The organism is Lachnospira multipara ATCC 19207 (assembly GCF_000424105.1).
GTDB classification, from domain to species: domain Bacteria; phylum Bacillota; class Clostridia; order Lachnospirales; family Lachnospiraceae; genus Lachnospira; species Lachnospira multipara.
Genome location: NZ_AUJG01000002.1, coordinates 284,486 through 296,518, shown reverse-complemented (window position 1 = coordinate 296,518; position 12,033 = coordinate 284,486). Strand labels below are relative to the sequence as shown.

Here is a 12,033-nt window from a genome sequence, read left to right as displayed (position 1 = left end):
TTAGTATATGTATTATAATGTCTTATAAAATATTATAAATCTTCTTCAGATTCATCATCTAATTTCTGTGCCTTTGTCTCAGCTGTCTCTGCTGCTACTTCAGCAGTATCATCTGTGGCACCCTTTAATTCGTTTCTATTGTTATTAACAACAGATAAAACGTCTTCTAAGCCATTAAGTAATGACTCATACTTCTGCTTATTATCTCTAATTGAGTGTTCAATAATAAACTGTAACTTAGCTAACATATCGTCTGTATACTGCATTGCGCCGTATCTAATGTCGTTAGCTTCTCCTGTTGCGCTATCAAGTATTTGTTGAGCTTGAGCTGTAGCAGTCTCAATAAGTTCATTAGCCTGAGCGTAAGCTCTCTGCATAATCTCGTGTTCATTAACAAGTTCCTCTGTCTGAACCTGTGCTGTTCTTAAAATAGCCTCTGCCTGTTCCTTTGCATCTGCAATAATGGCATCCTTGTTATTAAGAATCTTTTGGTACTTCTTAACTTCTTCTGGAGTCTTTAATCGAAGCTCTTTTAACATCTCTTCCATTTCACTTCTATCAACAATAATCTTGTTCTTTGATAAACCATAGAACTTACAGCTGTCGATATAACTTTCAATGTCGCTAATCATCTGTTCAATTCTGCTCATACTCTCTCTCCCTCAACTAATTATTTGATGCATTATATTTTTCATTTACTTTATCAATAACATATTCTGGAACAAATTTTGAGATGTCCCCATTATACATTGCCATCTCTTTTACAATGCTTGAACTTAAGTAAGCATATTCAAGACTTGTATTAAGGAATACAGTGTCAATGCTTGGCGCAGCCACTTTGTTTGTCTGTGACATTGCAAGTTCGTATTCAAAATCTGTTACAGCACGAAGGCCTCTAATAATAGCATTAACCTCGTGTTCTTTAGCAAATTCCACTAAAAGTCCACTAAATGATAATACTTCTACATTTGGAATGTGCTTTGTTACTTCTTTTAACATATTAACACGTTCATCTACTGAAAACAATGGTGTTTTAGCCTTGTTATTTAGTACTCCTACAATAAGGTGGTCTACTAATTTTGCTGAACGCTCGATAATATCTAAGTGACCTAATGTTACCGGATCAAAGCTGCCCGGATAAATTGCTTTTTTCACTTTATTTGTCTCCCTTTAGTTTAAAGAATAAATGCTTATTTGTCTTATAAGTCTTAGCTCTAACTAATTCAAAGCCAAGCTCTTCTGCATAGTCTAAGTCAACATCAAGGGCCTCTTCAACAATAATAATTGAATATTCATCAACTATTCCTGCCTGCTTAATTGCCTTTAATGTCTCAAACTCATAGTCCTTTCCGTATGGAGGATCCATGAATACTATGTCAAATATTTCACCGCCCTTAAGACGATTTATTGCTGATAAACAATCGCATTCCATTAAGTTAGCCTTATCTGCTAATTTTGTAAATGCTAAATTGTCCTTAATAACCCCACAAGCATTTTTTGCATTTTCAACTAATGTAGCACTTTTAGCACCTCTGCTTAAAGCCTCGATTCCAATAGCCCCACTACCAGAATAGAGGTCTAGAAAATTTGATCCTACGATATCTGATTGTAGAATATTAAATAAGGTTTCCTTTATTCTATCAGTTGTAGGTCTTGTTCCTGGTCCCTCAATGGTTTTAAGAGGGAGGTGTCTAGCACTTCCTGCAATAACTCTCATATGTGTCCTTTCTTGTTCTCGCTAGAAAGCTATCTGGCCTCGACATTATTCAAAGAAATTCTTTAAATCGCCTCTTGAATTAATGCCCAACTTGTTAAATATAACTTTCATATTAGATTTAACAGTACTTTCTGCAATAAATAACTGCTCTGCAATTTCTTTGTTTGTAAGACGCTGTGCGGCAAGCTTTGCAACATCAGCTTCTCTTACTGTTAGGCCGTAATCTGCTAACATTCTTCCGGCCTTCTTAACTGTCTTAACACCCTTTTCATAGTTCTTAGCATGCTTATTAATGCTCTTTACAAAAGGTGATAAAGTCTTGCTAATTGTGATTTCATCAAGCATATCGCCAATGTATGAATAGTTCTGAACGAATGGCATAATGATTCTATCATGAACAGCTAATTCCATAGCCTCAAGTAAGAATCTCTTAGCTTTTTCAGAATCATTAGTTTCGTTATTAGCGATTGCAAGGAAAATGTATGTGTAAATTCTTGGCACTATGTAAGAGAATAACTTACTTAAGCCGATTAACTGTCCACTAATTCCAAGGAAGTGATGATACTCCTCTGTAAGAATTAAGTATTTACACAATGCAACATTTACATAACTAAGGGAAATGAAGTTAGCATGATCTTCAATACTCTTCTCATCTTTTAGCCAGTTGCTTATCTTATCAACCTCATCTAAGTCAGTATAGATAAATGCCTTGCACACATCCACCATCTTAGATAAGTTGTTAGCTGCATCTTCATTAGATGTAAGTCTAAATTCAATATTGTTCATGTATTCCTTGTAGGCATCATTAGCTCCATGATAAATGGAAATACGTGCCATAAGGAAGTTAGCTGCAATATAGATATCATGCTGGTTCCTACTATCTGCCATATAAATAACCTTATGACAAAGAATTTCAGCACCATCTATCTCACCTCTATTGTAAAGACTTTCTGCCTTCATTAAAGCTTCAAAGCCCTTACCGTGTCCATTAGTAATTCTATAATAATTAGGTGCGCAATCCTCAAGTGAGAACATCTCCACATCTAATCCGCCGATTCTTCTATGGTAAAGAGCCATAATAGAAGGGCTTTCAAAACTGAATGGATACTGTGATGAAATAAGATTTAGAGGTGACTTTGTAAGATATGTAACCTTTTTAAAGTCCTCATTCATCTTGTTAAAATCATTATAAGTAAAGAAAGCATTGATATACTGAATTTCAGCAAGGTATGAGTTCTTTTGAATCTCATCTACTAAAACATCGTTCTTGATATCATTTTCAATATCCTTAATTAAGGCCTCCATTGTGTTCTTCTCGTTATATAAGAACATAGCAAAGCACATAATAATTGAAAATTCATACTTTCCCTTCTTGTCTACCTTCCAATACTGGTTGGCAACATTAAAGAACATATCCTTATTCTCACGAATAATATAGCTATAAAGGCTACTAAGGGTTGCATCGCAAGTATAAATCTTTCCATACTCATTAGACTCATTATAAAGCTTAATTGCATAGAAAAAATCGCTATTAGAGAGGTATGTATCCGCTGCTCTCATAGTAATTTCCTTAATTGTATCCTTTGGCTTTTCCTTAAAGACCTTCTGCATGAAGTTCTTAAATACAGGATTAAAGCTATAAGTTCTAGATAATTTATCATAGTCTATAAGTGAGACTTTTCTTAAATATTCTAGACATGTTCTTTCATCTAGCTTAGTCTGTGCAACGCACTGGCTAATTGTAAATTTATGAAATACTGAGAGATTAATTAAGAAATCTCTTAGTGAATCGTCTAAGTTATACCATATGTTAGTTTCAATAAAATTATCAAGGTTCTCTCTTGATGAAGTCTTTGCCTTATCTCCATCATGATCCATATAAAGTTCTACAATATATGGCCAACCAATTGTTTTATTGTAAATGTCTTTAGCAATTTCAATATCAACTATAATTTCATTTAATCTAAAATAATCATAAATGTCCTCAGGCACGAAGCTTAAGTCACTCTTATCAATACATCCGATTTCATTCTTAGTAATTAAATTGATAATATCTTGATAGTGTAATTCATGTATAAGAAATACATACTTTAGACCTGGTGTAGTCGCAGCGTAGTTTATCTTAAAGAATGTTGCAAGATTATCGTCAAAGACTTTATCAAAGTTATCAATAACAACAACTGTCTGTGCTCTTTCGTTAGTTAAGTTAGACATTAATGAGCAAAGCTCGTTAACTTCCTCTTCTGTTGTAGGAAATCCTAAATTAGAAAATTGTGCTGCATGTGTTGGGCTAACAAGCTTAATAGCATTGCATAGATTGTTCCAGAAAATCTCCTTTGATGTGTCTGCATCAATCCAAAGGATTGTGTAGCCTGGGTAATTCTTAAAAAATGTACGGCAAACAATAGATTTACCATACCCTGTTGGCGCACAGATAAAATTGTATCTGTACTGCTCAAATGAGCTTAACTTATCCTTTAAACGATTAGAAATATAAGCTCTGTTTAGTAATTGTTTAATATGCGCCATGTATAACTATCCTCTCTTCATAACATTTCTTCCAATATATAAAAGTATAAACCAAATTTTAGTATAAAAAAATGGGTAATCTATACCATTATACCTAATGAAATAGGACTAATGACACATTAGTCCTATTTCACAACCTACTTTTTTATTCCCATGAAATACTATCTGCTTCGATCTTTTTATCTCTAAGCATAAGCTCAGAAACTGCAAGAGAAGCATTCATATCTTCAAAGAGCACCTTGTTAATCTGCTCTACAATTGGCATTGAAACGTTATATTTTTTAGCAAGTAAAAGGGCTGCCTTAGCGGAATAAACGCCTTCTACCACCATCTTTACTTCTTCCATAGCCTGGTCTTTTGTGTAACCTTTACCGATTAAGATACCTGCACGTCTGTTACGAGAATGCATACTCTCGCAAGTAACGATTAAGTCTCCAATACCTGATAAACCAGCAAATGTCTCAACCTTAGCTCCCATAGCAAGACCTAAACGGCTGATTTCAGCAATACCTCTAGTAATAAGGGCTGCCTTAGTATTATCACCATAGCCAAGGCCATCAGCGATACCTGCTGCAAGGGCGATAACATTTTTAAGTGAGCCTCCAAGGCAAATTCCTAGCACATCTGGACTAATATATACTCTAAATACATCACTCATGAAGATGTTCTGTAAGAAAATTGCATCCTCCTTCTTTGCAGTACCAATAACGCAAGTTGTAGGAATACCTCTACCAACCTCCTCTGCGTGGCTTGGTCCTGAAAGTACAGCTACTGTAGCCTGTGGAATTTCATCCTTTATTACATCGCATAAAGTCATAAGAGTGCTTTCTTCAATACCCTTACCAACATTTACAATATACTGTCCATCTTTAACATATGGAGCAAGTAATTTGGCTGTTGATCTTGTATAAGGAGATGCAACTGCAAGCACTAAGATATCAGCAGATTCTACTGCTTCCTTAGTGTTACCGTTAAATTTAATATTCTCTGGAATCTTAACTCCAGGAAGGCACTTTGTATTCTCGTGGTTCTTTCTTAATACATCAAGTTCCTCTTCAAATACAGACCAAACTGTTACTTCGTGTCCATTGTTGTTTAGTAAAATAGATAATCCTAAGCCCCAGCTTCCGGCGCCCATAATACTGATTTTAGCCATTCTTTTTCTCTCCCATCTTTCTTTCAGTTCCATTAATAAGTCGTTTTATGTTAGCCGCATGTCTAATAAAGCCAAGTGCAGCAAATAAGAATACTATAATGCAGCTTTCTACATGTTCAGTTCCGTTTAGTGGTAGGAAACCAACTAAATCCCAAATTACAAATTCAATAAAGAAACCAGCAATTCCAATTAGGGATGCAAGGCTTACATACTTTGTTGTAAATAACACTAATGGGAATGTAATAAGTCCAAAAAGTGTAAATGCAAAGCAATAATGAGGGAAAGGTATAAGTGCAATTACAAGTCCTGAAGTTGCTGCAATACCCTTACCACCCTTGAAGCCTAAATAGAATGGGAAGTTGTGTCCAAGTACTGTACCAAAGCCGGCATATAAGAATAATAATAATTCTGATACGTTAAAATGTGGCGCTATGCAGAAGTTAACAATGATTCCTGCAAGTATTACTTTGAAAATGTCTAAAAAGTAAGTTAAGAAGCCATATTTCTTACCTAAGGTACGCATAACATTTGTTGTACCAGCGTTTCCGCTACCATATTTTCTAATATCAATGTGATTAAATCTTCCAAGCCAATATCCGCCCTGGATTATAGAACCTAAAAGATATCCTAAAACTAAACATAATATTCGTGCTAACATTACAAGTCTTTCTCCTTACGCTCTCTGTTGATAAATCTTACTGGAGTTCCTCTAAAACCGAAGGATTCTCTAATTTTATTCTCAATATATCTTGTATATGAGAAATGAGTTAATTCTTTGTCATTAACAAACATAACAAAGGTTGGTGGTTTAACAGAAACCTGAGTCATGTAATAAATCTTAAGTCTCTTACCCTTATCTGAAGGTGGCTGCTTCATAGCAACAGCCTCTGTTAAGATTTCGTTAAGTACACCAGTTGGTATACGCATTGTCTGATGGTCAATGATCTCATCTACTAACTCATAAATCTTAGCTAGACGTTGTCCTGTCAGTGCTGAAATAAACATAATTTCCGCATATGGCATAAATGACAATGTATCTTTAATCTTATTAGTAAATTCATAAATTGTCTTATCGTTCTTCTCAATGGCATCCCACTTGTTAACGGCAATAATAACACCCTTACCTCTTTCATGGGCAATACCAGCAATCTTAGCATCCTGTTCTGTAACACCTTCAGTTGCATCAATAACTAAAATAGCCACATCACATCGCTCCACTGCTGCCACTGTTCTAATGATTGAGAAACGTTCAAGATCTTCTTTAATCTTACTCTTTCTTCTAAGACCAGCAGTATCAATAAATACATAGTCTTTCTTATTGTATTTAATTACTGTATCAATAGCATCTCTTGTAGTACCAGCTATATTACTTACAATAACTCTGTTCTTTCCCATAAGCTTATTAATAAGGGAAGACTTACCAACATTTGGCTTACCAATAACGGCAATCTTTGGTCTATCATCTTCTTCCTCAGTATTAGAATCCTCTGGGAAATGCTTAATAACCTCATCAAGTAGGTCACCAAGACCTAACTTACTAATAGCAGAAATTGGCATTGGATCGCCAATTCCAAGGTTATAAAATTCGTAGACATCAGGCATAAGCTTATCAAAGTTATCTACCTTGTTAACACAAAGTACAACTGGCTTATGTGAACGTCTAAGCATATCTGCCACCTTAGCATCTGAATCAACTAAGCCCTGCTTAACATCTGTCATAAATACAATGACATCTGCAGTATCAATGGCAATCTGTGCCTGTTCTCTCATCTGGGATAAAATAATATCCTTTGAATCTGGTTCGATACCACCTGTGTCAATAAGTGTAAATGATTTATCAAGCCAAGTAACCTCGGCATAAATTCTATCTCTTGTAACACCAGGAGTATCCTTAACAATAGAAATCTGTTGCCCACAAAGACAATTAAACAATGTTGATTTACCAACATTAGGTCTTCCGACAACAGCTACAATAGGTTTACTCATAATTATTCATCCTAATCTTATTAATAAATTTTTAATGTAAATATACTGATTTATAATATCAGTTTAATTGCTTTTTGTAAAGGTCTATGATATTATACCGATTATTGAAACTAGTTGATTTCTGGGAGGTTTTTGATGAAGTTTAACAAAATAAAAAGAAGAGTTTTATCATGTTTAATGGTTGGAATTTTCACGGTGTCCTTCTTAAATTTTAACAAAGTTACAAGCTTTGCGGATACAGACACGAAGAGCTTACAATTTTCCGCCATCAATTTAAAGATAGAAGTTCCAAGTGAGCTGATTTGCTTTACACAGTCTACTACTAATAACAATTCCTATCTAGAATTAATTGGTGCCTCAGACGCCTCAGAAGTCCAGACTTCTATGATAGCCAACAATTGTTACTTAGAAGCTGTAGATGCAGATATGACCTATGAACTTGCAATTACTGGTGTTAAGGCAAATGAGTCTCTATCCGATTTTAACACTTTATCCGAAAGTGATTTAAATAGTCTATTTGATTCCTACATCGAATCAGAATCCAATTTAGAGACAGAATATAAGGAAGAAGAGATTTTAGATAGCGGCATAGAATACTTTAATGATCAGCCCTATTTTATGACATATAACATTTCAACTACTACTGAAGGTGTGGTTGTTTACGCAACAAAGTATTATACAGTAGCTAATGGCTACATTTACAATTTTGCAATCCAGACAAATACAGATTCTGTAACAGATGAGATGCTTGCTAATATGGCAGTTGTTTTAAACTCCGCTAAGTATACAGAAGTTAAATCTTCGATTTTAGAAAATGGAGTCGTTTCCGAAACTCTATCAGTAATCATTACTGCTGCCATTCCCGTAGCAATTTTGGCATTGCTTGTTTACTTTATAAGAGTTGGAAATAAGAAGAAACAGAATAAGTTGATAAAGGAAGAACTAGAGATTAAGAAGCGTAGGGGGGTGTAGAGTTGGAAGTGCAGTTAAGTCGCGAGGTTTGCGACGGACGTACATTGCAGCAAAGACACTAACTTCTCAAAGACACGCTTGCGCTAAGCTAATTACCTAGCGGATACTAAAAAAAGCCCGGGATTTTACAATCCTGGGCTTTTTAAGTACCGAGGTAATTAGAATTGTCTTTTCGAAGTTGTGTCTTTGCTTCCATTTACTTTGTCGCAAAGCTCGCGCGAGTTTCACCGTGCTTGGAGATAAGTTTATTGTTTTATGTATATGAAGTTGCATAGCAACCCACGTTTTCCCTGACTTCCTCTATGGGAGAAGAGTAAATCTTTATTACAGCAGGTGCATATATTAGTTACGTTTATGCTTTCTGGCTTTATACCGGCGTTTAGCATGTTGTAGTAATTGGCCATGTGTAGGTTTAGTTGGTAGTGACCATTTTTCTTATCTAATAGGATGTGTTTTTGTTCTTCTTTTGAGTAGGCCTTTTTAAACTCTTCTGCTACATCTTCACTGATTTCATAACAATCCATGCAAATTGATGGGCCAATAAAGCTTACAAGATCTTCTGGTTTTGTGCCAAACTTTTGTCCCATTTGTTCAACTACATTTCTTGTAATATTTCCTACTGTACCCCTCCAACCAGAGTGGGCAGAGCCTATTACATGTCTTTTTTTATCAACGAAGATTACAGGAACACAATCTGCAAAGGAAGTTACAAGACATAGATTTTTCTTATCAGTAATAAGTCCATCGATATTGTCATAGTTACGTTCTTTTGTAACTCCCATGCCTGCATTTGACTCATCTACATATAAAACATTAGTTGTGTGAGTTTGTTTTGAATAGACTAGTCTGTCTGGGCTTATCTTAATGGCCTTAGAAAAAATTCTAAAATTTTCTAAAACATTTTCTCTACTATCTCCTCTATCATAGCAAAAGCTCATGCTCTCAGAGTAGCCAGTACTTACCCCACCAAGTCTAGTAGAAAAGGCGCACTCAATAAAGTCTAAATCCTTAAAGGGCTTAAATCTAATAATGCCAACCTTGTGACTTGCCAAAGACTCCTTAGAAGCTTCGTTCTCTTTGGCAGCAGGCTGTCTATTAAAATCCTTATTTGCATCAACCTCAATTTTTTCAAAATATGTGGAATCAATACAAGAGCCCACCTTTAGTCCGTCAAAAAAATCCTTGTTATTAATTAATTTAAATTCCATATTTTTTAAAAGCCATTCTCTATGTGTGTTATTTTGTCCTTATCAATTCCAATTACATCAAAACTTATGGGGATTTCCAAACTGTGATAGTTTGTTAAAAGATAGTAGCGAGCTACCTGCCTTATGACTTGTTGCTTGCGCTTATTTACCGCCTCAATAGAATTTCCGTAGCGGCTATTAGATCTATATTTAACCTCGATAAAAATTATTCTATTATTTTTTTTAGCAATTAAATCTATTTCCCCTAATTTACATCTGTAATTCCTCTTAATAATTTTATACCCCTTGTCCGTTAGGTATTTGAGGGCTAAATACTCATTCTCCTGCCCTAGTTGTCTTTTGTTCATGGCTTAACCTTTCTATTTATTTTTTAATTTTCCTCTTATTCTATCACAGTCATCCACAAATACAAGTATTTCTGCAACAACTGTATATAATTCAGGAGGTATCATATCCCCTATATCTAGCTTAGATAGGGTATTTGCAAGGCCTGTGTCCTCATAGGTTGGCACATTTACCTCCTTGGCCTTTTCAATAATGGTTTCTGCAAGATGTCCCTTACCACTGGCAATGATTTTTGGCGCATCTTCCCCAGGGACGTATTCAAGAGCAACTGCAATTTTTTGCTTATTGTCCCCGTCCTTATTTTTACTGCTGTCTTTATTTACATTTTCCTTATTAAAATGAAACTTATTCTCCGCCATAATTTTACCCCCGTAAAACTAAATAGTCACAAAACTTTCTAGCTAGGCCTTGGTATCAAAAATGTAGGTCTCAATAGGGCTTGACTTATTTAGGTCTCGCTCAATAAAATCTCTTACAAAGTCGAAACTCTTTGCCGCCTCGTCATTGGTCTTCATTTCAAAATGTGTATCGTAACCAAGCTCTGAGAGCCTCTTTTCAAGCTTATCAATATTTTCATAGATAAAATCTAGCATCTCATCGGACTCTAGAACAAAGTTGGTGCTTAGATTAGTCTTATTAGTTAGCTTTACGTAAATGTCTAGAGGTCCTAAGTTTTCCATGTCTAGATGCAGCATAGCGCTAATATTATCTGGGTCGTATTTTAGATTTTTCTTATTACTAAAAACATAGAGTTCTCCGTTTCCCTCGCTATCACTAAACTTAATTGGCATCTGCATAAACATAAGATTTCTATTAAGCTCGTTCATAAAGTTAATGTTATTCTTTAGATTGTCTACGTTTTTCTCGGTCTGTGGGCTAATATTTAGGTTCTTTAAATCCTTAGATAGCTCGTCCACATTTTTCTTTAATTTATTGTAAAATTCATTAATAGCGTCCTCAGACTCCCCTACTTCCTTAGGGCTAAGCTTCATAGTCTCATTAATTAATTCGTGGAAAAGACTCTTAAAGTCTTTGTCGCCAATAAGCTTTGCAAGATTTTCGTTTGATAATGCATTTTCAGAATTAAAAAGCTTAGTAACTAGGTCTCTTGTAGTAATTGAGCCATCTTTAATCTGGCTTGCTAACTCCTTATCGCTTACAAGGCTAGCTAGATTATTTAAACTTTCTTTTGATAAAAATGTATCTAGTGTATTATCCTTTGAATCTGCTACACCATTGTATAGATTGTTTATAGTGGATTTGAGAATATCACGGGCGTTAGCTAGATTATCCTTTTGTAAATTTTGGACATTCTCTCCTAAGGCTGAGGCATTAGCCTCATTAGGATTTCCCACTAGATTGCTAGGATTATTTCCTTGCGCATCGCCCTTAGTGGCAAGATTTCCTGCCTGATTCTTATTATTTATAAGCCCTTCTAAGTCTTTGAAAAAATCCGACTCTAGTGTATTTAGGCTTTGTTCTATCTTTGCGTCGAATTGCTTATAGGCTTCAAATTGTCCGATATTTTCTTTATTAATTGGAATATTTAGTCTTGTTAGATTAGCTAGGCTGTTTAAATTAGCCTCTGGGAATTTTGCCATTTGACGAGCCAAGTTAGTTATGGTCTCTTTATTAATTGGCATATTTAGGGATAAAAGCTCTTTTACAATGTTTATGTTCTTCTCGTTTATAGGAAGATTTGCTGCCTCAAGAGCTCTGTTAATTACAGTGTTTGCCTGACCGTTAGAATCAAGCGGTCTTATATGAACCTTGCCATTTTGATTGTCCTCAACCATAAAGGTTAGGTTCTCTCCTTTAGAGATATTAACCCCTTTTGAGAGACTAGCGTTAATCTTTACATTTTGATTAAGGAGAATTTCAACGCTACCTTCAGATACATTGGTTACAAGCCCCGAAAATGTATCTCCAGCTAGCATATTTTTAAGCACAGTTATAGCGTTCTCAGAATTATTGCTATTAACAACATTCTTTAAAAGGTTGGCAGACTCCCTAAGAGAAGTGCTTGAAACCTCTCCTTCGGGATTCTGATTAGTATTTATATTTTGGTTATTAAATAGCTTTGAAAGATTAATCTCCATAATTCCCCCACTATACTAATT

At 35.1% G+C, this 12,033-nt stretch carries 12 protein-coding genes; 1 reads left to right on the top strand and 11 read right to left on the bottom strand.

Annotated features, from left to right (window positions below; all coding sequences use genetic code 11):
• Positions 1-32 precede the first annotated feature (32 nt).
• The 7 genes from G600_RS0103780 to der form a co-directional block, all read right to left on the bottom strand.
• Complete coding sequence (locus G600_RS0103780; protein ID WP_027430744.1) at positions 33-650, bottom strand: hypothetical protein; 618 nt, start codon at positions 648-650, stop codon at positions 33-35.
• 16 nt (positions 651-666) lie between these two features.
• Positions 667-1,155: a pantetheine-phosphate adenylyltransferase gene (gene coaD, locus G600_RS0103775; protein WP_027430743.1), complete on the bottom strand. Its 489-nt coding sequence runs from the start codon at positions 1,153-1,155 to the stop codon at positions 667-669.
• A 1-nt stretch (position 1,156) separates the two neighbouring features.
• Complete coding sequence (rsmD, locus tag G600_RS0103770; protein WP_027430742.1) at positions 1,157-1,717, bottom strand: 16S rRNA (guanine(966)-N(2))-methyltransferase RsmD; 561 nt, start codon at positions 1,715-1,717, stop codon at positions 1,157-1,159.
• A 45-nt stretch (positions 1,718-1,762) separates the two neighbouring features.
• Positions 1,763-4,246, bottom strand: coding sequence for a LuxR C-terminal-related transcriptional regulator (locus tag G600_RS0103765; protein WP_027430741.1), 2,484 nt, complete (start codon positions 4,244-4,246; stop codon positions 1,763-1,765).
• 145 nt (positions 4,247-4,391) lie between these two features.
• Positions 4,392-5,402, bottom strand: coding sequence for an NAD(P)H-dependent glycerol-3-phosphate dehydrogenase (locus tag G600_RS0103760; protein WP_027430740.1), 1,011 nt, complete (start codon positions 5,400-5,402; stop codon positions 4,392-4,394).
• A complete protein-coding gene (plsY, locus tag G600_RS0103755; RefSeq protein WP_027430739.1) occupies positions 5,395-6,060 on the bottom strand; it encodes a glycerol-3-phosphate 1-O-acyltransferase PlsY in 666 nt (221 codons plus the stop codon). The genes G600_RS0103760 and plsY overlap by 8 nt, the downstream gene beginning before the upstream one ends.
• Complete coding sequence (gene der, locus G600_RS0103750; RefSeq protein WP_027430738.1) at positions 6,060-7,388, bottom strand: ribosome biogenesis GTPase Der; 1,329 nt, start codon at positions 7,386-7,388, stop codon at positions 6,060-6,062. Before der ends, plsY begins: the two co-directional genes overlap by 1 nt.
• A gap of 135 nt (positions 7,389-7,523) precedes the next feature.
• On the opposite strand from der, the gene G600_RS0103745 reads away from it, so the two are divergent.
• Positions 7,524-8,360 carry a hypothetical protein gene (locus G600_RS0103745; protein WP_027430737.1) on the top strand — a complete coding sequence of 279 codons (837 nt, stop codon included), beginning with the start codon at positions 7,524-7,526 and terminating at the stop codon, positions 8,358-8,360.
• 245 nt (positions 8,361-8,605) lie between these two features.
• Here G600_RS0103745 and pgeF read toward each other — a convergent pair whose 3' ends face one another.
• From pgeF to fliK, 4 genes are read right to left on the bottom strand one after another with little or no spacing between them, the layout of a single operon-like run.
• Positions 8,606-9,568 (bottom strand): peptidoglycan editing factor PgeF, encoded by a 963-nt coding sequence (gene pgeF, locus G600_RS0103740; RefSeq protein ID WP_081669401.1) that lies wholly within the window; start codon positions 9,566-9,568, stop codon positions 8,606-8,608.
• 5 nt (positions 9,569-9,573) lie between these two features.
• Entirely contained in the window at positions 9,574-9,915 is a 342-nt protein-coding gene (locus G600_RS0103735; RefSeq protein WP_027430735.1) for a YraN family protein, read from the bottom strand.
• A gap of 12 nt (positions 9,916-9,927) precedes the next feature.
• Positions 9,928-10,272: an EscU/YscU/HrcU family type III secretion system export apparatus switch protein gene (locus G600_RS0103730; RefSeq protein ID WP_027430734.1), complete on the bottom strand. Its 345-nt coding sequence runs from the start codon at positions 10,270-10,272 to the stop codon at positions 9,928-9,930.
• Positions 10,273-10,314: 42 nt separating this feature from the next.
• Positions 10,315-12,012, bottom strand: a complete 1,698-nt coding sequence (gene fliK / locus G600_RS0103725; RefSeq protein ID WP_027430733.1) for a flagellar hook-length control protein FliK — start codon at positions 12,010-12,012, stop codon at positions 10,315-10,317.
• Positions 12,013-12,033: the final 21 nt, after the last annotated feature.

Excerpts from the sequence above, each read along its gene's own strand:
- G600_RS0103780 (WP_027430744.1), bottom strand. The coding sequence starts at position 650 with ATGAGCAGAATTGAACAGATGATTAGCGACATTGAAAGTTATATCGAC.
- rsmD (WP_027430742.1), bottom strand. The coding sequence starts at position 1,717 with ATGAGAGTTATTGCAGGAAGTGCTAGACACCTCCCTCTTAAAACCATT.
- G600_RS0103765 (WP_027430741.1), bottom strand. The coding sequence starts at position 4,246 with ATGGCGCATATTAAACAATTACTAAACAGAGCTTATATTTCTAATCGT.
- G600_RS0103760 (WP_027430740.1), bottom strand. The coding sequence starts at position 5,402 with ATGGCTAAAATCAGTATTATGGGCGCCGGAAGCTGGGGCTTAGGATTA.
- plsY (WP_027430739.1), bottom strand. The coding sequence starts at position 6,060 with ATGTTAGCACGAATATTATGTTTAGTTTTAGGATATCTTTTAGGTTCT.
- der (WP_027430738.1), bottom strand. The coding sequence starts at position 7,388 with ATGAGTAAACCTATTGTAGCTGTTGTCGGAAGACCTAATGTTGGTAAA.
- G600_RS0103745 (WP_027430737.1), top strand. The coding sequence starts at position 7,524 with ATGAAGTTTAACAAAATAAAAAGAAGAGTTTTATCATGTTTAATGGTT.
- pgeF (WP_081669401.1), bottom strand. The coding sequence starts at position 9,568 with ATGGAATTTAAATTAATTAATAACAAGGATTTTTTTGACGGACTAAAG.
- G600_RS0103735 (WP_027430735.1), bottom strand. The coding sequence starts at position 9,915 with ATGAACAAAAGACAACTAGGGCAGGAGAATGAGTATTTAGCCCTCAAA.
- G600_RS0103730 (WP_027430734.1), bottom strand. The coding sequence starts at position 10,272 with ATGGCGGAGAATAAGTTTCATTTTAATAAGGAAAATGTAAATAAAGAC.
- fliK (WP_027430733.1), bottom strand. The coding sequence starts at position 12,012 with ATGGAGATTAATCTTTCAAAGCTATTTAATAACCAAAATATAAATACT.